Below are 22,017 nucleotides of genomic sequence, written 5' to 3'. Positions count from 1 at the left end.
TAGCTGGGTTTCAAGCGTGATGCGAGGGCTAGCGAAGGCTTGTGGCTCCTTACGAGGTGGCCAGCTGTCGCGCCTTCCTCAACTTGCGCTGCTCGATGAGGTGATAGGCGGCTGGCAGCACGAATAGTGACAACAAGGGGGCACTGATCATTCCGCCGACCATGGGCGCGGCAATGCGGCTCATGACTTCACTGCCGGTGCCACTGTCGAGCAGGATGGGCAGCAGTCCGGCGATGATCACGGCGACTGTCATGGCCTTGGGACGGACTCGCTGAACGGCACCTTCCTGAATGGCGGCCAGCAATCCTGTGTGGTCATCCTCGCCACGGGCCTGATGCTCTGCCCAGGCATTCTTGAGATAGAGCAACATGATGACCCCGAATTCGGCGGCGACACCGGCCAGTGCCACGAATCCGACTCCGGTGGCGACCGACAGGTTGTAGCCCAGCAGGTACAGGCACCACACTCCGCCGGTCAGCGCGAAGGGCAGGGTGATCATGATCAGTGCCGCTTCCGTGAAGCGAGAGAAGCACAGATACAGGAGCACGAAGATGATCAGCAGCGTCGTGGGGACCACCAGTATCAGACGGGCATTCGCGCGCTCCATATACTCGAATTGCCCGGAATATCCGACGCTGACGCCAGCAGATAGCGTGATCTGCTCGCGGATGGTGGACTGCAGATCATGAACCACTGACGAGAGATCACGATCACGCACATCGATGAACACCCAACTGGAGAGGCGTGCATTCTCGCTTTTCAACATAGGAGGCCCTTCACTGACGCCTATCTTCGCGACGGATCCCAGAGTGATCTGGCGGCCTTGTGGCGTCAGGATCGGCAGCTGCTCAAGGCGCGTGAGCGAGTCACGCCACTCGCGCGGGTAGCGCACGCTTATCGGATAGCGTGCCAGTCCTTCGACGGTTTCACCGATGTTCTCCCCACCGATGGCGCTGGCCACGATGGACTGCACATCCGCGATATTGAGCCCGAACTGTGCGGCGCGAGCACGATCGATGTCGATATCGATATAGCGTCCACCTGTCATTCGCTCAGCCAGCGAGGAGCTGACGCCAGGTACTGTCTTGGCCACTTTCTCGATGTCCTGGGCGACCCTGTCGATGACGGCCAGATCATCTCCCACCACCTTGATGCCGATGGGGCTCTTGACGCCGGTGGCTAGCATGTCGATGCGGTTGCGGATAGGCGGAATCCAGATGTTGGTCAGTCCGGGCACCTGTACTACGCGGTCCAGCTCATCGCGTAGCTTGTCGGGCGTCATGCCTTCGCGCCATTGATCACGAGGCGTGAACTGGATAGTGGTCTCGAACATCGCCAGCGGCGCAGGGTCGGTCGCGGTATCCGCACGGCCCGCTTTGCCAAATACATGAGCCACTTCCGGCACGGTCTTGATCAGACGATTGGTCTGTTGCAGCAGTTCACTGGCTTTCTGTACCGATAGACCGGGCAATGCCGAAGGCATGTACAGCAGGTCTCCCTCATCCAAAGGCGGCAGGAATTCACCGCCCAGTTTGGACAGCGGCCACGCCATGCTGGCAAAGAGCAGGACAGCGATGAGGAGCGTCATCTTTGGCCAGCGCAGGACGGAATCGAGCGCGGGCCGATACAGTCGGATCAATCCGCGATTGAGCGGATTGCGTGCTTCATCAGGAATCTTCCCGCGAATCCAATATCCCATCAGTACCGGCACCAGTGTGATGGAGAGTCCGGCGGCCGTGGCCATGGCGTATGTCTTGGTGAACGCCAGTGGGCCAAAAAGTCGTCCCTCCTGCGCCTGTAGCGTGAAGATGGGGATGAAGGACAGCGTGATGATCAGCAGGCTGAAGAATAGTGCTGGCCCAACCTCGGTGGCTGCTGCCGTGATCACCTCGCGATGTGCCACGCCCTTGAGTACCTCGCCGGGATGTTCCCGGTGCCATTCCTCGATCTTCTTGTGCGCGTTCTCGATCATCACCACGCAGCATCGACCATCGCGCCAATGGCAATCGCGATGCCGCCCAATGACATGATGTTGGCGTTGATTCCTTGCTGATGCATCACGATGAACGACACCAGTACGCCCACCGGCAGTGAGATGATGGCGACCATCGATGAACGTAGGTGCCATAGAAAGAGGGCACAGATCAGTGCGACGACTAGAAACTCTTCCAGCAATTTGATGCCTAGATTGTTCACCGCGCGATCAATCAGCTTGCTGCGATCGTAGGTTGTCACGATCTCGACACCTTCTGGTAGGCTGGCTTTGAGCGTTTCCAGCTTGTCCTTAACGGCGGTGATGGTGGCGCGTGCATTCTTGCCACTGCGCAAGACGATGACTCCGCCGACCACCTCACCTTCGCCATCAAGCTCCGCAATACCTCGTCGCATCTCGGGGCCGCGCCGAATATCGGCAACCTCGCCCAGCAATATCGGAACGCCATCCGCAGCAAGCGTTATCGGTATCGACTTGAAGTCATTCAGGGTCTTCAAGTACCCCGAGGCGCGCACCATGAATTCACGTTCAGCGAGCGTCAATAACGCGCCGCCCGCTTCCTGATTGGCACGGGTGATGGCATCCGTCACCTGACGCTGGGTAATGCCACGATTGATCATGCGTATCGGATCGAGTTGCACTTGATACTGCTGAACCATGCCACCGAGGCTTGCCACTTCCGCGACATTGGCCAGCGTCTTGAGCTCGAACTTGAGAAACCAGTCCTGCAACGAGCGTAGTTGGGCCAGATCATGCTGACCGCTGCGATCGACGAGTGCGTACTGATAGATCCAGCCAACGCCCGTGGCATCAGGGCCCAGCGACGGACTCACGCCTGCTGGAAGCTGTCCCTGCATCTGGCTCAAGTATTCCAGCACCCGCGAGCGTGCCCAGTAGAGATCCGTCTCATCCTCGAACAGGACATAGACGTAGCTATCACCGAAGAAGGAGTAGCCACGCACCGTCTTGGCGCCAGGAACGGAGAGCATCGTGGTCGTGAGAGGGTAGGTGACCTGATTCTCGACGATCTGCGGCGCCTGTCCTGCATAGGGTGTCCGGATGATGACCTGCACATCGGAAAGGTCGGGTAGCGCATCGATCGGCGTATTCTTGACCGACCACATGCCCCAGCCCACGGCAAAGAGTGTGGCCAATACCACTAAAAAGCGGTTCGCCATTGACCAACGAATGACAGCCGTGATCATGGTGCCACCTCCTGGGTGTCATTCATGCTAACGGGGGCAATCTGGGTAATCTCGAGTCCATCCTCCGTCTGATGAACCGCGAAGTTGACGTGACTACCGATCTTGAGAGCCTGCATGAGTGCTCGAGTGTCACCAGTGGCGTTTTGTAACTCAGTGGAGAGCGGGAAGCGCATGGTCATGCCTGGCATGCCAAGTGTGTGCAAGGGGCCATGCGCGATCTGGACACCCTCAGCATTGATATCGCGAATCTCTCCGCGCGCCTCGTGCTTACTGTCAGCTGGTGTAGTGGCGACGTCGTTGAGCGTAGTGATGTCGATACCCAGCAGACTGGCTTCAGAATCCAGCAGGAATTGTCCGGAGGTGATGACCTTCTGACCCTCCTGTAGACCGGCCACGATCTCGGTACGCTCGCCACTTTCCATGCCGATCAACACTTCCTGTGGTTGATAGCGACCTTTCTCGAGCGCCAGCATCACCAGACTACGCTTGCCGGTCTTGATGACGGCCTCGGTGGGCACTGATAGTACGGCCTGACGAGCTTTTCCCTGTAGACGTACCCGAGCACTCATGCCAGGCGCAAGGCGCCGGAGGGATTATCAAGCTCAATACGCACACGCAGACTACGACTGTCCCTGGAAAGCTCTGGCAGGATGGCGTCGATACGTCCTGTGATCGGTTGACCGGGGAGAGCCGTCAGAGCGGCATCGACTGCCTGGCCTGCTACCAGGCCGTGAGCATCAGACTCGGGTACTGCGGCTTCAAGCCATACCGTCTGCAAGCCATTGATCGTGGCAAGTGTCTGCCCGGTGGCAAGCGTCATGCCTTCGCGCACATCGAGGGTGCTCAGCATCCCCGCCATCGGCACCGTGACTGTCCATACCGTCTGAACGCTTGCCTGGTGCACTACCTTGGCAATCAGTGCTGGCGGCATGCCGACAAGACGCATGCGCTGGCGAGCCGCCTCCATAAGTGCCGGCACCTTCATGCCTCGTAGCGCGAGATACTCTTCCTGGGCACGGATCCACTCCGGAATCAGAAGATCGGCCAGCGGTGCATCTTGCGCCACGATATCTGACGGTGCACGAGCATAGACACGTTCAACGAATCCCTCGCGGCGGGCTTGAATGATGGACACATTACGCTCGTTGAACCCCACCTGGCCGGTCACGTCCAACGGCTGTGTCAGAGGACCGCGCGTGACGGAGGCTATCCGTGTGCCGAGATTTTGAGTGATGCTGCCATCAATGCTGATGGCAGCCGAATCGCCGCCGCCTCCGGCATAGCGAGGTACCAGCTGCATGTCCATGAAGGGGGATTTTCCCGGCTCAGGGAAATGCTGTTGAGGAAACATCGGGTCGTACCAATAGAGAGCGGCTTTCTCCTCTGATTCCTGTGGCATGTCAGGCGCCGTCTCGCTGGACATGTCGGAGGCCATTCCGGCTTGCTCCATTTCTTTGCTGTCTGTCATGGCACTGGGGGAGGCCAGCGTATGGCTCGCAAGCCAATATCCGCCGGCGATACCTATGGCGAGCGTCATACCCACGAGTAGGCATGTCTTGCCCGAAAGACTTTTTCGCTTTGGGTGTGAAGAGGAATCATGTTGCTTGGGCGACATCATGAGGCCACCTCCCGCGATAGTTTGACGAAGGTAAAATACAGACGAGCGCTGACAAGAGCCCGCTGTACGCGTGACTCTATCAAGGCGAGATGAGCGTCTAGCCGGTCACGGCGTGCCGCGATGACTCCCTCAAGGGTGCCGTTGCCTGCACGATAGGCCGCCATCTGCAATGTCACCTTTTCTTCTGCGAGGGGGAGCAAGATGTCCTGATGGCGGGTCACCGACTGCACGAGACGCTGATAGCGTGCGGTATCTTCTTCGAGTTCACGGATATGGTGACGCAGGGCAACCTCACGCTCAGCCTCGAGCTCGGTATGCCGAGCTCGCGCGGCGGCGATAAGCGGGTCTTGGCGATCGCCACTGAAAAGCGGCAGGTCCATGCTGAACTGCACGCTCATCATGTCGCCAAACTCTCGTCCACGCCGGTGATAGTCAAGCTCCCAACTCCAGTCGGGAGTCTTGGCCGCTAGTGCCGTATCGATGCGCGCCTCGGTTTGCGCCAACTGTGATCTATAGATCGTGAGCTCAGGATGATGCTCGAGGTGTTGTTGCAGAGTCGGGGTCGGGATAGACCAATCAGGTAGGGAGCCTTGCAATGCCTCGTCAGCATGAGCGCCAATGTAGCGACGCAGGCGCGCGCGCTGCTCCTGTCCTGTTTCAATCAGCACATCACGTTGCTCGTCCAGCAGGGCGGCTTCAATTCGCGGGGTAATATCGTCAGCAGGCCCCCCCTGGCCGGAGGAAAGGCGTGCGCGTATGGCACTGGCAAGGAGGGTGTTCTCGTCATATAGCGCGGGAAACAGCGCAAGTTTCTGCTCCGTGGCCCGTGCCGAGATCCAGGCAACAGCGGTATCACGACGTACCTTGATCAGCGCGATCTGTTGCTCGATAGCGGCCTTTTGAATATCAGCGTCAGCAAGCGCTTCGCGTGCTGCGCGTTTGTCACGACTCGTGACTTGCTGTTTGTAACCGACCGTTTGACTGGTCATGCGCTCAGAATTCAATGAGCCACGTTCATCACCGCTGATTGGCACATTCTGCAGTCCCAGTTTCAGCTCTGGGTCGGGGAGTTCACCGGCAGGAAGCGCCGTCTGACGTGCTGCTTCATGACCTGCTCGCCGAGCAGCGAGGACTGGCGCGTTACGCTCAGCCAGTAGCAGGGCATCATCCAGCGTCAAAGCACTTGCCGTACTGGAGAGGCTCAGGGCGAGGGCTGCCGTGACAGTCGTCATGAAGACGGCTGACAGGGGGGCCACGCCAAAGCGTGAATATTTCATGAGAGGTTGGATTCCAGTGCATATGCCTGGCGTCATTCAACGCGCAAGCCAAAGACACCGCACGTTGCATGGACCCAGGGTCAGCAACGGACAGCACTCATATCACGACACGTGAATCAGGCGCGGGGAGGGCGCCACACATTGGAAGGGCTACGTGACAGAATGAACTCGTGACGAGCTGTCACTGAGGTTCGCAACACGGCCAGGGAGGCCGGTTTGATTGCAACGGCACTGGTAATGCCACAGGCGTGACAATCCATGGAGGCACCACAGATCGCTGCGTGACCGGATGTCGAGGTCTGGCAACACTTCATGGCCATGAAGCACAGGGCGTCGCTGGCCGACATCGCCTGGGAGGCTGATGGCGCTGGCATGTCGGAGCTGGCTGAGGCATCAAGTGACGCATCATCCCCCATCTTGATCGAAGAGGCAGGCGCTTCCCCTCTGACGACACTCTCAATATTCGCAGACGATGAAGCATCTGCCATCCCACTTAAGGGAAGCATCAGCCCGAACAGAGCGATCAGGCAATAGATGATCAAGGATTGGGTGCGTTGGATCATGGTGAAATAAGTGTATGGGTTTCCTTGAACGCACACAATCCTTCACGTTGTACTTGTTAAGCAACGTGTTACAAGGGTTTGCGGAGGCCTATCGCATAAAGATCTCTCGGTATACGCAGCAGGCAGCATTTACCGAGAGATCTCATTGTGATTATCCCGCGGGGCTCAAGATCCGAATATCACCATCGGTGATCCATTCACCGGCATTGTCACGAAAGCGCTGCATATGCTCGGTCTCGCGGTGAGCTTGCAGAGCATCGTGGGACTCCCAGGCTTCCACCACGGTGATGGTGTCAGGCCGCGCTTCGTTGTCCTTGCTGGCGACACGCTCGGAATCCAGGCAGGGATGATAGGCATGGCAGCCGTCTTCCTCCCGCACTGTGGGCGCGACGGCGCAAAGTTCATTGAAGACATCTTTACCGTGGCCTTGCTTGGCGGTAACAGTGGCGACTACCCAGATCATGTCGACTCCTTTAGCGGTGACGGACGCTGTTTGAGATTACGTGACTTCGTTGCGTGCTTGTCATTGTGATGTGGTGTCTTTTTCGAGGACTGCAAGGGCCAAGGGCTTATCTGAAGCGCGCGCTCTGCGGGGCTTATCTATAGGTTTTTGCGTAAAGTGATTTCCTCGCGCCATGGAAACGCCGGATAGCGAGGCTATCCGGCGTTGGTTGTTACAACGACTTGCTTGATGAGGGCTGGCGAATCAGGCAGGGAAGGCGAACTGAGCACCTTCACGCAGACCCGCCGATGGCCAGCGCTGAGTGATGGTCTTGCGACGGGTGTAGAAGCGAACGGCATCTGGACCGTAGGCGGACAGATCGCCGAACAGCGAGCGCTTCCAGCCACCGAAGCTGTGATAGGCGACCGGTACCGGCAGCGGCACATTGATGCCGACCATGCCGACCTGGATATGATCACTGAAATAGCGGGCGGCTTCGCCATCACGGGTATAGATACAGGTGCCGTTGCCATATTCGTGATCATTGATCAGCTTCATGGCCGCATCCATCGACTCGGCACGCATCACCAGGAGCACCGGACCGAAGATCTCTTCCTGATAGCAGGTCATATCCGAGGTTACACCATCGATCAGGGTGCCACCGACGAAGAAGCCGTTCTCGCCGCCGGCGACCTGCGGATTGCGCCCATCGACGACGACCTTCGCACCTTGCTGCTCGGCACTGTCGATGTAACCGACCACCTTGTCGCGATGCGCGCCGGTGATCAGCGGGCCGAAGTCGTTGTCCTTGTTGCTGTAGGCGCCAACCTTGAGGCCTTCCATCTGCTGCTTCATCTGGGCGATCAGTTTGTCGGCGGCGTCGTCACCGACAGCGACGGCGACAGACAGCGCCATGCAGCGCTCACCGGAGGAACCGAAGGCGGCACCGTTCAGTGAGTTGGCGACGTATTCCATGTCAGCATCCGGCATGACGATAGCGTGGTTCTTGGCCCCGCCGAGGGCCTGGCAGCGCTTGCCATTGGCCGCGGCACGCCCATAGATGTACTCGGCGATCGGCGTGGAGCCCACGAAACTGACCGCCTGGATGCGCGGGTCATCCAGCAGGGTGTCGACGGCTTCCTTGTCACCATTGACGACATTCATGACCCCGGGCGGCAGGCCCGCTTCCATCAGCAGTTCGGCAATGAATAGCGTTGAGGTCGGATCACGCTCGGACGGCTTGAGGATGAAGGTATTGCCGCAGGCGATGGCCATCGGATACATCCACAGCGGCACCATGGCGGGGAAGTTGAAGGGGGTGATACCGGCAACGACGCCCAGCGGCTGGAATTCGCTCCAGGAGTCGATGCCCGGCCCCGTATTGCGGCTGTGCTCGCCCTTGAGCAGTTCCGGCGCGCCACAGGCATATTCGACATTCTCGATGCCTCGCTGCAGCTCGCCCAACGCATCGTGACAGATCTTGCCGTGCTCCTGCCCGATCAGACGGGCGATCTCATCGGCGTGTTCTTCCAGCAGCTGCTTGAAGCGGAACATCACGCGCGCGCGCTTGATGGGCGGAGTATTGCGCCAGGCCGGGAAGGCGGCTTCGGCGGCAGCGATGGCTTCTTCAACGGTTGACTTGCTGGCCAGGCGAACCTGACCGCCGACCTCACCGGTAGAAGGGTTGAAGATATCCTGGGTGCGACCTTCGCTGTGATCGATATTGCCGTTGATGAGGTGACCGAGCGTTTTCATTGTTAACTCCAATAAGTAAATAGGCAGTGGCGATGAGTGTTCGGAATCGATGAACGAGTGAGAAAGATGGCTCAGTCCTGTGCTGCAAAGGCATCGCCGAGTGCATTGATCAATCGATCGAGCTCATCGTGTTCCGTAATGAAAGGCAGCCCCAGTTGGATGGTATCGCCGCCGTAACGTACATAGAAACCGGCTTTCCAGCAGTGCATCGCAATCTCATAAGGTCGGCGTGCCGGTTCGCCGGGATAGGCTTCGACCTGTAGAGCGCCTGCCAGACCGTAATTGCGTATGTCGCTGATATAGCGTGTGCCCTTGAGTTCGTGCAGCTTCTGCTCGAACACCGGGCTCAAGTCACGCACGCGCGAGATGAGCTGGTCATTCTCGAGAATATCGAGCGAGGCTAGCGCTGCGGCGCACGCGACAGGATGGCCGGAATAGGTGTAACCGTGGGGCAGTTCCATCATGTAGTCAGGGCCACCGGTATCCATGAAGGTCTGATAGATATCGCTCTTGACGATGACCGCGCCCATTGGCACTGCACCATTGGTGATCTGCTTGGCGACGTTCATGATATCCGGCGTCACACCGAATTCTTCCGCGCCGGTCATGGAGCCCATCCGGCCGAATCCAGTGATGACCTCATCGAAGATCAGCAGAATTTCATGTTGATCACACAGCTCGCGCAGACGCTTGAGATAGCCTACCGGTGGCGGCAACACGCCCGCGGACCCGGCCATGGGTTCGACGATGACGGCGGCAATGTTGGATGCATCGTGCAATGCGATCAGCTCTAACAGCTCATCGGCGCGTTCGGCACCGGTCTGAGGCATGCCGCGGGTAAAGACGTTTTCCTTGAGCAGTGTGTGCGGAAGGTGATCAGCATCGACGCCTTGGCCATAGAGCGTGCGATTGGCACCGATACCGCCAACGCTGAAGCCGCCGAAGTTGACGCCATGGTAGCCCTTGCTACGGCCGATCAGCTTGGTCTTGGTTGCCTTGCCTTTCTTGCGCCAGTAAGCGCGGGCGATCTTGAGCGACGTATCGGCACTTTCAGAGCCGGAGCCGGTGAAGAAGACATGATCCAATCCTTCTGGCGTCAGTTCTTTCAAGCGATGCGCTAGCTCAAAGGCTTTGGGGTGCCCGTACTGGAAGGAGGGCGCGTAATCGAGCTGGTGCAATTGCTGAGAGACCGCCTCGGCAATTTCAGGACGACAGTGGCCAGCACCGCAGGTCCAAAGGCCCGACAGTCCGTCGAAGATCTGACGACCATGCGAGTCCGTGAAATAGGCACCCTTGGCCTTGGTGATGATGCGCGGATCCTTTTTGAACTGCCGATTGGCCGTGTAAGGCATCCAATAGGCATCAAGCTGTTCTGCGCTAAGTCCTGCTTGGGCGGCTGCCGAGGTGTCGAAGGCTGTCATCACGTCTCCCACGAAATAATGAGTGTTGTTGTTTTGAAGCTGTTGCGTTGATGACCTCAGACTAGGATGCCGAAAGGATAAGTTAAATCTAGTTGTACTGATGTTCAGGAAAGCATTTACTTAACTTTATGCATGCATCTTGCATGACGTCGATAGCCTTGTGCGGATTGCAAGGTCCACAACAAGACAAGATGTTTTATCGGGAGGTTTGATGTCCAGGCGAAGCGAGGCCATGAGCGGACAACTCGGTGACGCGGATCTACGCTTGCTGAGAATCTTCCGCAAGGTGGTGGAGTGCGGTGGCTTTTCGGCCGCCGAAGTGGAGCTCAATATCAGCCGTGCGGCGATCAGCATGGCGATGAGTGATCTGGAAACACGCTTGAGTCTCAAGCTTTGCCAGCGAGGGCGAAGTGGCTTTTCATTGAGCAATGAAGGCCGTGAGGTCTATGAAGCCGCGACACAGCTGCTAGCGGCCACTGAAGGGTTTCGTACGCGAGTCAACGGGCTGCATGCCTGGCTCAAGGGTGAGTTGAACATCGGCATCACCGACAATCTCGTCACCATGCCCGAAATGCACATCACACATGCCCTGAGCGCCCTGAAACGCCATGGGCCGGAAGTGATGATCAACATTCGCATGATTCCCCCCAACGAGATCGAGCGTGCCGTGCTGGATGGCCGTCTGCATACCGGCGTGATCCCCACGCTCAAGACCTTGCCGGGGCTTGAGTATCGGCCGCTCTACGAGGAGACCTCCTGCCTTTACTGTGCACGCGGCCATGCCCTGTTTCGAGAACCCGCGCAGGGAGAGACGCTGGCGCGGGGGCGTCCCGTGGGCGAAGAGGCCATACGCCAGCACGACGCGGTACTGCCGGCCTATGCGCAGACGCCCGTCATCAAGGCCCTGCATGAGCCGCTCAAGGCCGCCGCGTCTGCCACTGATCGTGAGGGCATCGCCTTCCTGATTCTTTCCGGCAGCTATCTGGGCTACCTGCCCACGCACTATGCCGAGCGCTGGGTCCGTGATGGCAAGATGCAGGCCATCAGCCCCGTGGCCTATTCCTATGTCACCTATTACAGCGCCATCACGCGCAAGAGTCGCGCGCCCAATCTGGTGCTGGAACGCTATTTGAAGGAGCTGGATGCTCTGCGGCAGGCACATTGCGCTCATTAGCGTGAAGCAGATCATCAGCGCCAATCATGCCAGTGGCATGAACCAGGTCAGAGGAACGCAGCCAATAGGCCCGTTTTCTTTTGTTGATCAGGCTGACTGACGGCGGGCGGCAGTCAAAGTATTGGCGAGTAGGCAGGCGATGGTCATTGGGCCCACGCCACCGGGTACGGGGGTGATGGCTCCAGCGACCGAGACCACGGTATCGAAGTCCACGTCGCCAACCAGACGCGTGCGAGCTTTTCCGGTCGGGCTGTCCTCGGCGGGCTGCTCGATACGGTTGATGCCGACATCGATGACCACGGCGCCGGGCTTGATCCACTCGGCATTGATCATGTTCGGACGGCCAACGGCCGCAACCACGATGTCGGCCTGACGGCACAGGTCAGCGGAGTTCTGGCTACGCGAGTGCAGCTGGGTCACGGTGCAGTTGGCCGCCAATAACAGGATGGCCATTGGCTTGCCGACGATATTGGAGCGCCCGATGACCACGGCGTGCAGGCCCGAGAGGTCACCGCCTTGCTCAGTGAAGGTGTCACGCAACAGACGCATGCAGCCGGTGGGCGTACAGGGTGCCAAGGCATCCGCGCCTTGTACCAGCGCGCCGACGTTCATGCGGTGAAATCCATCGACATCCTTGGCGGGGTCGATCGCCTCCAGTACTGCCGCTTCCTCGATATGGGCGGGCAGGGGCAGTTGCACCAGAATGCCGTGAACCTCGGCAGAGGCGTTCAGCATAGCGACCAATGTCAGCAGCTCGGCTTCAGTGGTCTGTACTGGAAGACGATGCTCGAAAGACTGCATGCCACACTCGACGGTACGTTTGAGCTTGTTGCGTACATACACGCCACTGGCGGGGTCATCACCTACCAACACTACCGCAAGGCCCGGCGTCACACCCTGTGCGGCCAAGGTTGCAACTCCAGCCGTGACTTCCGTGAGCAGGCGGATCGAGGCAGCTTTGCCATCGATCAAACGCGCCGTTTGCTGATGAGCCGTTTCTTGAAATGTGGCTGCTGGGGCCGTCGGCGTATTCATGAGAGCGCTTCCCTTGTATGGATTGTCTTTCATCGACTTACTTGAAGATGACGGTACGGTCATTGGCGAGGAAGACGCGGCGCTCGATGTGATAGCGCACCGCATTGGTGAGTGCCTCGGTTTCAGTATTGCGTCCGACTGCTACCAAATCATCGGGTGCGAAGTTGTGCTCTACCCGCTGAACTGCCTGGTCGATGATAGGCCCTTCATCCAGGTCGGCGGTGACATAGTGCGCGGTTGCCCCGATCAGCTTCACGCCGCGTGCATGGGCCTGATGATAAGGCTTGGCTCCCTTGAATCCGGGCAGGAAGGAGTGATGGATATTGATGGCGCGCCCGGAGAGCTTGTGACAAAGCTCATTTGAGAGTATCTGCATATAGCGCGCCAGCACCACCAATTCGGTGCCGGTTTCCTCGACGATGTCCATCAGTGCCGCTTCCTGACGCGCCTTGGTGTCCTTGGTGATGGGCAGATAGACAAAGCGAATGCCTTCACGCTCGACCATCGGACGCAGATCAAGGTGATTGGAAACGACCGCCGTGATCTGCATGTTCAGCTCACCCTTGCGGTAGTGATAGAGCAAGTCATCCAGGCAGTGATCAAACTTGGATACCATGATCAACACCGGCATCTTCTGGCGTGCACCATGCATCTGCCACTCCATCCCAAACGGTGAGGCGATATCCTCGAATGCCTGGCGCATGTGCTCCACGTCGCCTTTTACCCCTTCATTGAAGCGGAAGCGGGCTCGTAGAAAGAATTGCCCCATGTCCTCATCATCGTATTGGGCCAGTTCGCTGATATAGCACTCATGCGAGCTGAGGAAGGTCGTGATGGCGGCCACGATGCCTGATGTAGCAGGACAACTGATGGTGAGGATGTAGTGATTCTCTGAAGTGCAGGTCGCGTGGGGCATTTCTGGAGCTCCTGGGTAGGCCGAAACGTGTTTTTATTCTCGTAGAGAGAAGTGACTGGATTGATAATGGATATCGTTAAGTGGCGCCAATGAAAGATGATCTTCGGCCGACGCTTGAGTATTCGTCTGCTGTTGATATGAATGAGAGTGTTTTTCTCGCAAGGGGTCAAGGGAGTTCGTCGGCATGCCCGTTGTTGAGTCTCAAATTGAGATTTGAGAGTGCAGGACGCACGTCTAGTGTCGGTAAAATCATACAACGAAAGTTCAGGGTGCAAGAATTCGTCATGTCATCGCGGTAGGCTTGCGAGTAGGAATATCAAGCGGTTAGTGTCTTCTCACGGTGTGCCTTGAGAGATATCTCTCAACAGCGCAAGCAGCTTTCAGCAGGTTGAGACAAGGAAGACATGATGCGCAATATTACATTGGCAACACTGATGGTCATGGCGATGGCAGGTTCTTCAGTGGCATTGGCGTCACAGTTCGGTGATGAGCAGAAAGCCAGTGCCAAGGCTCAGTACTCGCAAACCAAGGACAGTGCCAAATCTCAGATCAGAGATCAGAAGAGTAATGCCAAGTCCCAGGTCAGCGATCAGAAGAGCAATGCCAAATCTCAGGGCAACGCTCACAAGGACAGCGCCAAGTCCAAGATCAGTGATCAGAAGAGCAGTGCCAAGTCCAAGGTGAGCGATACCAAGTCTCAGTATCAGAAGAAGAGCTATGCAGATGTGCTGAAGAACGAGCATTGATCACTGGGTGACGCGCTTGTCTTGAAGGAGTATGAGAGCGACGAGTGATTGATCAATCCCCCCGCAAGCTAGTGGCTTGTGGGGGGATTTGCGTTTGTGGGTAGTCTGGGGAGAGTGACAGGTCTGCGGCGAAGCCCCACTTGCGGAAACATCAACCGAGCAGGAATTGGATGAGGTGTTGGGAAAATGCCTGAACGCGTCGCGGCTGAGTACGCGACGGTGGGAAGAGCAATTGCAGAGGTGCCGAGGCTGTGGGGTAGTCAGGTAGCAGTTCTATCAGACGGCCCTCAGCAAGATCATCCTGTACGTCCAGCTCCGATTTCAGGGCAATACCCAAGCCTTCGAGGCACCACTGACGTACCAGCTCACCATCGTTGGCGACGCGATTGCCAGCTACCGTGACCACGTGTCTTTTCTTGTCAGCTCCCAAGTGCCATTCATTGTCGAGACTTCTGCCAAAGCGCATCACCAGACAATTGTGCTGCTTGAGGTCCGTGGGCTCTACAGGCATGGCATGGCGTGTCAGATACTCAGGTGATGCGCACAGCACGCGCCGAAACTGACCAAGACTGCGAACCCGCAAGCTACTGTCCATGATGGTGCCGAAACGCAGGGCAAGATCGATCCCCTGACTGACGATATCGACGTAACTGTCCGACAGCAGCAGCTCTATCTCGATGGTGGGGTGCTGACGCTGAAATTCGGTGACGGCGCGTGACAGGGCGTTGCGACCCAGATCGCTCGGCGCGCTGATGCGAATTCGACCGGTGAGTGTCTGGGCGCCCAGGCGGATGCGGGTCTCAAGCTCCGAGACACTGTCGAGCAGACCACGGGCTTCTTCGATCAGCGTGCGGCCCTCTTCGGTCAGGCTGATGGCACGTGTGGTGCGGTTGAGCAGCACCACCCCGTAGTGCGCCTCCAGTGAAGCCAGACGCTCCGATACCGTCGTCGGCGACAGTCCCGTCTCGCGCCCCGCGGCGGTCAGGCTGCCTTTCTCGACGATGGTCAGAAACAGCGCGATGTTGTCCAGTAGCATTGTGCGGTTTTTCCGAATTATCTTTGCGAAAAGGGGATGTTTATACGGACAAGGCTTGTGACTAGGATGATCACATCGCTTGAGCAACTCAAGCCTTCCTGACACATCACGGAGTTCCTTCCATGTCCCAGTTGACCATCATCGCCAATATCCACGCCAAGCCGGACCAGATCGAGAAGGTCAAGGCGGCGCTTCTCAAGCTGGTGCCGATCACCCGCGCTGAAGAAGGCTGCCTCACTTACACCCTGCATCAGAACAACGAGAACCCGGCACATTTCACCTTTCACGAGAACTGGGTCTCGCGTGAGCTGTGGCAGCAGCACATGCAGGCACCGCATCTGGAAGAGTACGTGGCAGCGACAGAAGGCGCGGTCACTGAGTTCACCTTGCAAGAGATGACGGCTTTCGCCTGAGGTGTGGGTCCTGGCTTTTCATGGCGGCAACGCCTGGCTTGCTCGCTTTCTCCCCCTGCAACGTCCACCCACTCGAGGCTGCCATGACAGACCCTATCCGCATCGGCCATATCGCGCTGTCCTTTCACGAAGCCAGTGCCTGGGAAGTGGCCCGTATTCTCGAAAGTCACGGTCATGACGTCACCTTCACCAGTGCGCCGCACGAAGCGGCCTTCGCGATGCTGGGGCGAGGGGAGATCGACATTCTGGCCTCTGCCTGGCTGCCGTCGAGCCATGAGGCCTATCTGGCACCTATGCTGCACGATGTCGACAAGATCACCGTCCTGTATGAACCCTATTGCATCTGGGGGGTGACGGATCATGTGCCGGAAAGTGCCGTGGCAAGCGTCACGGACCTGCTGCGGGAACCGGCGCTGAGCAAGATGGAACCCTTGATCCAGGGCATCAATCCCGGTGCCGGCATCAGCCGCTTCTCGGCCGAGATGATCAGGCAGTACGGCCTGGGCGCAGCCGGGTATGTCTTCCGCACCGGTAGCGAAGCGGAGTGCTTTGATCGCTACGAAGCCGCCGTCGCTGAGGGGCGTTGGGTCGTGGTGCCGCTGTGGCATCCGCAGTTCCTGCATCATCGCTACCGGATTCGCGCCCTCAAGGAGCCCAAGGGGCTTCTGGGTACCCGAGATGACGCCACCCTGGTGGCGCGCAAGGACGCACGTCTGCGTATTGGCGCCGCGGCGCTCAAGGATCTCTCCCAGCTCTACATCGGCAATCCGCGTCTCAGTGAACTGGAAGATGAACTGCACCGCCGTGCCTGATTCGTCTCATCTGATTCGTCACGCCTGAATCTCTACAACCCCCGGGCGATGACCACGTCATCGTCCAGTCTCTCTACCTCATCTTCATCGATCCTGCTGGCCCGGCGCACAGCGCCAACCGGCGGGCAAGGAGTCCCCATGCGTTTTTCTCGCTTCAAGACTGCCATCTTCATCGCCTCGCTGGGCGTCAGCGCTGCCTCTGCCTCTGCCGTGCAGGCTGATGCCACTGCGGCCGAAGCCTCCGCCGACAACCACCAGAGCGCCGCAGCCAGTGCCTGGAGCCACGCGACCCTCAGTACCTTTGCCGAGTACTCGGACACCCGCCCCGGCAACATCACCTTCACGCCGGAAGGCCGCTTGATCATGTCCCAGCAGCCACTTGATGCACCGGCGCTGCGCGTGGTCGAGATCACCCAGGACGGCAAGCGTGTGCCATTCCCGACTCTGGATTGGGCCGATGGCCCGGCAGAAGGCGAGGTCGGCATCGCGTCAATCATCGGCGTACATTCCGACCGTCAGGGCGTGGTGTGGATGCTTGACATGGGCAGTCAGGACAGTGCGCCCAAGCTGGTGGGCTGGGATACCCGCAGTGATTCGCTCAAGAAGGTGATCCCGCTTGGGGGAGACAGCGTGCTGCCGATCTCCTTCCTGCAGGATTTCGTCATCGATGAAAGGCGCGGCAAGATCTATATCGCGGACATGACCTTCACTGCCCCCGCCTCCCACATGAAACCGGCCTTCGTGGTGGTGGATATCGCCAGTGGCAAGACGCGCCGTGTGCTGCAGAGCGATGAAAGGTTGATGCCGGTGGCGCATGACATGGTCATCAATGGGCGTCTGATGGCGGCCAAGGGCGATGGTGATGGCGAGGGAGAGCAAAGTGGCGGGCCGAAGCCCTGGTACCTGGGATTGAACGCCATTGCCTTCGACCCGGTAGAAGACGTCGTCTATTTCGGTGGCGTGAATGGTAGTGATATCTATCGTCTGCCGGCGGCTGAGCTGGCCGATGACACCGCCACGGAGGCGGAACTGTCGCGCGCCATCACGCATTACGCCGCCAAGCGTCCCAATGATGGCTTCATCTTCGACGCCAGTCGCGGCGGCATCATCGCCGGTGACGCAGAGCACAATGCGCTGACCTTCTCCTCTCCCGAAGGCATGTCGGTCATTGCCCAGGATGATGAGCGTCTGCGCTGGCCGGATGGCTTCGCCTTCGCGCCCGATGGCAGCCTCTACCTCACCACCAATCAGCTGAATGCTCACCCTGCGCTCAATCAGGGTGTCGATGGCAGCGACAAGCATTACTACCTGCTCAAGCTGACACCCGCCAACTGACAGGCTCTGCTTGCGGCAGGTGAAGGGCTTGTCTGGCCAGTCCTTCGCCCTGTCTTGCCTGTCAGCGTATTTCCCCAACGCAGGACGTGTCTGATGACCGTCCTGCGTTGTCGCCTCTTGCCTCTGTAGCCGACGACCCGCTGGTGTCTCCCTGGAGGCAACCCGCAAATTCGCTGCTCATTATCCGCTTTATCCGGATTAACTTTGCGGATATGGGTCGTTTTTACGCTCAGTCCATGGAGTTAGCATGGTGTCATCGCTTCACGGCAGGGTCGCTCAGTCAGAAGTGGTGTCAGACGCAAGATGCATCTGATACCTGACACCCGAGATTGCCCCTTGCCGCCACTGACATGATGTTCTGGAGAGACTCTGATGAAAGCCATTGGTTACTACGCTGCCGGTTCCATCGATCGTGATGATGCCCTGGTCGATATCGAACTCGAGACACCGGTCGCCACCGGTCACGACCTGCCGGTCAAGGTTGCCGCTGTCTCGGTCAACCCGGTGGACTACAAGATCCGCGAAAGCCGCGAGCCGACCGCAGGCGAAGCTGCCGTCATCGGCTGGGACGCCGTAGGGGAAGTCGTCGCCGTCGGTGACAAGGTCACTTCCTTCGCCGCAGGTGACAAGGTCTGGTATGCCGGCGATATCACCCGCGCCGGTACCAACAGCGAATTCCATCTGGTAGATGAGCGCATCGTCGGTCATGCCCCCAGGTCCGTTAAGGTCCATGAGGCGGCTGCGCTGCCGCTGACCACGCTGACCGGCTTCGAGATGCTCTTCGATCGCCTGCGTGTCACCGAGCCGGTACCCGGCGCTGCACGTGCCATCCTGATCATCGGCGGGGCCGGTGGCGTGGGCTCCATCACCATCCAGCTGCTGCGCGCACTGACGGATCTGACCATCATTGCCACCGCGTCACGTCCAGAAACCCAAGCGTGGGTCACGTCGCTGGGCGCGCATCATGTCATCGACCACAGCCAGCCGTTGCCGGCGCAGATCGAGGCGTTGGGTATCGGTGCACCGGCCTTCGTGTTCTCGACCAATTTCTCCGAGCACTACGCACCGCAAGTGGCTGAGTTGATCGCGCCGCAGGGTCGTTTCGGCATGATCGATGATCCGCAGACCCTCGATGTGGTGCCGTTCAAGGGCAAGGCCGTGTCCATCCACTGGGAGCTGATGTTCACTCGCTCACTGTTCACCACCGCTGATATCGCGCGTCAGGGCGAGATCCTCACCAAGGTGGCGGGTCTGCTGGACACTGGCAAGATCACCTCCACGGCAACGGAAACCTTCGGCACCATCAACGCCGAAAATCTCAAGCGCGCACATGCCTTGCTGGAGAGCGGCAAGGCCAGGGGAAAGATCGTGCTTGAAGGCTTCTAGTCACTCACCACGATTCAGTGGAAGTGTTGGCGTATGAATCATGAATGCGGCCGGGAAACCGGCCGCATTCTTTCGTCTGGAAGAGGGTGATAGGCATGGGCATACAACGTCTCGATCATGTGAATATTCGCACTGGTCAGCTGAACGAGATGATGAGTTGGTATGGCGAGGTACTTGGCTTATATCCCGGTGATCGGCCTGATTTCTCCTTTGGTGGTGCCTGGCTCTACGCCGAGAAGGCCGTGGTCATACACCTGATCGATATTGGAGAGGAAGCGGCCGTGGGTGGGGAGGCTAATCTTAAGCTTGAACATTTTTCTCTCGCCGCGACTGATATCGAGTCATTCGAGTCGGAATTAGAGGCATCGAATACTCCCTATCAACGGATTGTTCTTGCGTCCATCGGCGAGATACAGCTGCACATGCGTGATCCGGATGGCAATCATCTGCATATCGATTTTTCGACATCGGGATGATATGAACACAGCTCATATTCATCCGGATAGGTGATATCTGGCGTCAAGTGACTGCCAGGCTGCTGAAAAACAATCATATTCCGAGTTATCCAACCGCAAATTGCGCTGCTGGCGCGATATGCTAGTGGCAGTAATAAAGCAGATCTGGAGGCCATGCTTCCTGACTTAAATCATGGTTGTCTGAGTGTCTCTCAGCGCGCCTCAAAAGTACTGAATCTGTCGAGGAGGCTACAACATGGCGAAAAGATCATTTGCCGTTCTGGCCTTGGCGTTTGCATTGGTGGGGCCTATCGTCGTGCATGCTGACTCATCGGAGGACGGCAAGAGCGACAAGAGTAGCGAGCAACATCTCAAGAAGAAGCACGAAGCTCTTGAGGGGCAGGCGAAGGCGGAACGCGTTCAGCGCCAACAGATGCAGGAGTTGAAGCAGATTCAGCAGAAGGAGCAGCTCAAGGAGCAGCTCAGTGAAGAACAGAAGAATGAGCCCGTGGTAGCGAAGGACTCGCCAAGCACAGAGAAGCGTTCACACCTCTGGAGGCGGGGGGCGCAAGTACCAGCTGATTTTGCTGAGGACAAGAGTCACTGGATAGAGGATTGGCAGCAGCACTCTCTCTCGGAACCTGGGCAAGACAAGCGCTGGCTTCAGGTAAAGAGTGGCTTCGTGCTGATGGATATCAAGACGAGTGTCATCGAAGAGATCGTGCTGGGCCAGTGAACCTTCTGCCACGAGGCCGCCATTTCCCGAGGCGGCTTTTCTACGTGTTTATTCGGCCGTTCCACCGCCATACAAAGATGAACTAGACATGCGGCCGCATATCCGGCCGCATTTTTGTCCCATTTGATGGCCTTGAGTTGCATCCATCCTTATCTCAAGGCCATCAAGTTGTGAAGAGTCATTGAGTGGATAGGTGCAGGGTAACGATATTCGACATTGCGAATATTTGCGTCCGTCACTGGCGACACGTCGGTGGGATGATTTGGGGCTGGTCGAAGTAAATTGTCACGAAAGCCTGATTATTCGCGAGGTGGGTGATGCTTGCCTTCTGTAGGTGATCTGCGACTGAACATGGTTGTGATGCGACAAAAGAGACGATAATGGCGACATAATACGATATCGTGCCAGTAACTTGCGTCGTTCAGTGAGTGTCGATAAGGTTGCGCAACACTGTTTCCTAACCACCTGGTATCTTGAGTTTATCCGGGCACACTGAGGAGGCCAGCTATGCGTAATCGCACACTGACCGTTCTGATGATGATTTTCACGTTGATGATCGCGCCGTTGGCGCTGGCATCCCCTCATGATCGAGATGGACGCGGGCATGGCCACGGGCACGGGCATCAACAGCACGACCGCAAACATCAAAAACAGCATCGCAAGCATGAAAAGCAACAGCGTAAGCACGAGAGACGTCACGCAAAGGAGCATCGTCGTCAGGCTTCTCATCATTGGAAGCGGGGTGACCATATCCCACGCCAGTACTACTCCAATGAGCGCTACTGGGTGAACGATTGGCATGGCCGTCATCTCTCGAAGCCGCCACGGGGCCATCGTTGGTTGAACATTGATGGTCGTTACGTGCTGGCAGCTGTTGCCGGCGGGGCCATCACGGCGATCATTCTCAACCGCTAAGCATGATCAGCGCTGGCGAGAATGCTCGTTGATATCCGAAACGATAAGAGGGCCGCAATCGCGGCCCTCTTATCGTTTGTGTTTGTTGAAGAGAGGAAGGGGGAATGTTGAGAGAGGGCGGGCCGTTGACGGAGCTTGCGGTTGGCATGCTGGCCTCCCTGATCCGAGTGGGACATGACTTTCTCTGACTGACCGCGCTGTTGTCAGGCGTAATTCAGAGCTTTACCACCAGAGCGCTTTCACCGCTTCTCAAGGACACACTGGCTTCCAGCTTCCTGCTTGAACACGGGATAGTCATTAGACACATCGTTTATGGTGGCGATATTACTACCTACACTGGTGTCCGGAATCATTGAACCAATACATCATTCAGTAGGCAGCGTGCGTCAGTGCTACGGCATCTTCCGATCCGGCTGCCTGATGGCATAGCGAGTATTCCGTCCGCCCCCTTCGAGGGGGACGAGGCAGCCCAGCTGTACCAGCGCCGAAAGATCCCTCGTGGCCGTTGGTTTACTGGTCCCCGCAATACTCTTGTAGGCACGTGCCGTGAGGCCCTCAGAAAATTCGTCTGACTCGGCATCCAGTAAGCGATTGAGGACCTTCATCTGACGCTCATTAAGTCCCTTGTCGCGGTTTTCTTTCCAATAGCGGGATTTGTCCAATGTCCTAAGGAAATGCCCCAGACTGCGCTCCAAAGCCGCTTTCAGAGTGCTCAGGAACCAGTGCAACCATGCCGTGACATCAAGGTCACCTTTCTGTGTGTCGGCGGTCTCAATAACCAAGT

The 22,017-nt window shown here is 57.8% G+C and carries 18 protein-coding genes and 2 pseudogenes; 9 read left to right on the top strand and 11 right to left on the bottom strand.

Annotated features, from left to right (window positions below):
- Window positions 1-49: 49 nt before the first annotated feature.
- The 7 genes and pseudogenes from BF12_RS19730 to aptA all read right to left on the bottom strand — a co-directional run bounded on the left by BF12_RS19730 (window position 50) and on the right by aptA (window position 10,274).
- Window positions 50-3,198, bottom strand: a pseudogene (locus BF12_RS19730) (efflux RND transporter permease subunit).
- Window positions 3,195-3,767 (bottom strand): copper-binding protein, encoded by a 573-nt coding sequence (locus BF12_RS22420; protein WP_211242440.1) that lies wholly within the window; start codon window positions 3,765-3,767, stop codon window positions 3,195-3,197. The pseudogene BF12_RS19730 and the gene BF12_RS22420 overlap by 4 nt, the downstream one beginning before the upstream one ends.
- Window positions 3,764-4,633: a heavy metal-binding domain-containing protein gene (locus BF12_RS22415; RefSeq protein ID WP_211242439.1), complete on the bottom strand. Its 870-nt coding sequence runs from the start codon at window positions 4,631-4,633 to the stop codon at window positions 3,764-3,766. The genes BF12_RS22420 and BF12_RS22415 overlap by 4 nt, the downstream gene beginning before the upstream one ends.
- Before the next feature lie 179 nt (window positions 4,634-4,812).
- The gene (locus tag BF12_RS0111010) at window positions 4,813-6,093 is read right to left on the bottom strand and encodes a TolC family protein (RefSeq protein WP_051510932.1); all 1,281 of its coding nucleotides are present in this window, start codon (window positions 6,091-6,093) and stop codon (window positions 4,813-4,815) included.
- Window positions 6,094-6,807: 714 nt separating this feature from the next.
- On the bottom strand, window positions 6,808-7,119 hold the full coding sequence (locus BF12_RS19720) for a putative quinol monooxygenase (protein WP_024952325.1): 312 nt from the start codon (window positions 7,117-7,119) through the stop codon (window positions 6,808-6,810).
- Window positions 7,120-7,362: 243 nt separating this feature from the next.
- A complete protein-coding gene (locus BF12_RS0110995) occupies window positions 7,363-8,853 on the bottom strand; it encodes a CoA-acylating methylmalonate-semialdehyde dehydrogenase (protein WP_024952324.1) in 1,491 nt (496 codons plus the stop codon).
- A 71-nt stretch (window positions 8,854-8,924) separates the two neighbouring features.
- Entirely contained in the window at window positions 8,925-10,274 is a 1,350-nt protein-coding gene (aptA, locus tag BF12_RS0110990) for an omega-aminotransferase AptA (RefSeq protein ID WP_024952323.1), read from the bottom strand.
- 211 nt (window positions 10,275-10,485) lie between these two features.
- Between aptA and BF12_RS0110985 the strand changes: the two genes are divergently transcribed.
- A complete protein-coding gene (locus tag BF12_RS0110985; protein ID WP_024952322.1) occupies window positions 10,486-11,448 on the top strand; it encodes a LysR family transcriptional regulator in 963 nt (320 codons plus the stop codon).
- 87 nt (window positions 11,449-11,535) lie between these two features.
- Here BF12_RS0110985 and folD read toward each other — a convergent pair whose 3' ends face one another.
- Together folD and purU are read right to left on the bottom strand one after the other, a co-directional pair.
- Window positions 11,536-12,483: a bifunctional methylenetetrahydrofolate dehydrogenase/methenyltetrahydrofolate cyclohydrolase FolD gene (gene folD, locus BF12_RS19715; protein ID WP_051510930.1), complete on the bottom strand. Its 948-nt coding sequence runs from the start codon at window positions 12,481-12,483 to the stop codon at window positions 11,536-11,538.
- Between the two features lie 37 nt (window positions 12,484-12,520).
- Entirely contained in the window at window positions 12,521-13,399 is an 879-nt protein-coding gene (purU, locus tag BF12_RS0110975) for a formyltetrahydrofolate deformylase (RefSeq protein WP_024952321.1), read from the bottom strand.
- A gap of 407 nt (window positions 13,400-13,806) precedes the next feature.
- Here purU and BF12_RS0110970 point away from each other — a divergent pair, with 407 nt between their 5' ends.
- Window positions 13,807-14,145: a hypothetical protein gene (locus tag BF12_RS0110970; RefSeq protein WP_024952320.1), complete on the top strand. Its 339-nt coding sequence runs from the start codon at window positions 13,807-13,809 to the stop codon at window positions 14,143-14,145.
- 151 nt (window positions 14,146-14,296) lie between these two features.
- On the opposite strand, the gene BF12_RS0110965 is transcribed toward BF12_RS0110970, so the two are convergent.
- On the bottom strand, window positions 14,297-15,181 hold the full coding sequence (locus tag BF12_RS0110965; protein ID WP_024952319.1) for a LysR family transcriptional regulator: 885 nt from the start codon (window positions 15,179-15,181) through the stop codon (window positions 14,297-14,299).
- Between the two features lie 122 nt (window positions 15,182-15,303).
- Between BF12_RS0110965 and BF12_RS0110960 the strand changes: the two genes are divergently transcribed.
- The 7 genes from BF12_RS0110960 to BF12_RS0110930 all read left to right on the top strand — a co-directional run bounded on the left by BF12_RS0110960 (window position 15,304) and on the right by BF12_RS0110930 (window position 21,233).
- Window positions 15,304-15,594 carry a putative quinol monooxygenase gene (locus BF12_RS0110960; protein ID WP_024952318.1) on the top strand — a complete coding sequence of 97 codons (291 nt, stop codon included), beginning with the start codon at window positions 15,304-15,306 and terminating at the stop codon, window positions 15,592-15,594.
- An 83-nt stretch (window positions 15,595-15,677) separates the two neighbouring features.
- Window positions 15,678-16,406: a glycine betaine ABC transporter substrate-binding protein gene (locus tag BF12_RS19710; RefSeq protein ID WP_035159942.1), complete on the top strand. Its 729-nt coding sequence runs from the start codon at window positions 15,678-15,680 to the stop codon at window positions 16,404-16,406.
- Between the two features lie 138 nt (window positions 16,407-16,544).
- Window positions 16,545-17,741: an L-dopachrome tautomerase-related protein gene (locus BF12_RS19705; RefSeq protein ID WP_035159940.1), complete on the top strand. Its 1,197-nt coding sequence runs from the start codon at window positions 16,545-16,547 to the stop codon at window positions 17,739-17,741.
- Between the two features lie 372 nt (window positions 17,742-18,113).
- A complete protein-coding gene (locus BF12_RS0110945) occupies window positions 18,114-19,127 on the top strand; it encodes a zinc-binding alcohol dehydrogenase family protein (RefSeq protein WP_024952317.1) in 1,014 nt (337 codons plus the stop codon).
- A gap of 95 nt (window positions 19,128-19,222) precedes the next feature.
- Complete coding sequence (locus tag BF12_RS0110940) at window positions 19,223-19,603, top strand: VOC family protein (RefSeq protein WP_024952316.1); 381 nt, start codon at window positions 19,223-19,225, stop codon at window positions 19,601-19,603.
- Between the two features lie 235 nt (window positions 19,604-19,838).
- Entirely contained in the window at window positions 19,839-20,318 is a 480-nt protein-coding gene (locus BF12_RS0110935; protein ID WP_024952315.1) for an RcnB family protein, read from the top strand.
- A 507-nt stretch (window positions 20,319-20,825) separates the two neighbouring features.
- Window positions 20,826-21,233, top strand: coding sequence for an RcnB family protein (locus tag BF12_RS0110930; protein WP_024952314.1), 408 nt, complete (start codon window positions 20,826-20,828; stop codon window positions 21,231-21,233).
- 392 nt (window positions 21,234-21,625) lie between these two features.
- Here BF12_RS0110930 and BF12_RS22410 read toward each other — a convergent pair.
- A pseudogene (locus BF12_RS22410) lies at window positions 21,626-22,017 on the bottom strand (DUF4172 domain-containing protein); the annotation flags it as partial.

This window comes from Cobetia crustatorum, assembly GCF_000591415.1.
Lineage (GTDB): Bacteria > Pseudomonadota > Gammaproteobacteria > Pseudomonadales > Halomonadaceae > Cobetia > Cobetia crustatorum.
Note: the sequence above shows the minus strand (reverse complement) of the source record. Positions and strands in the feature narration are given on the sequence as shown.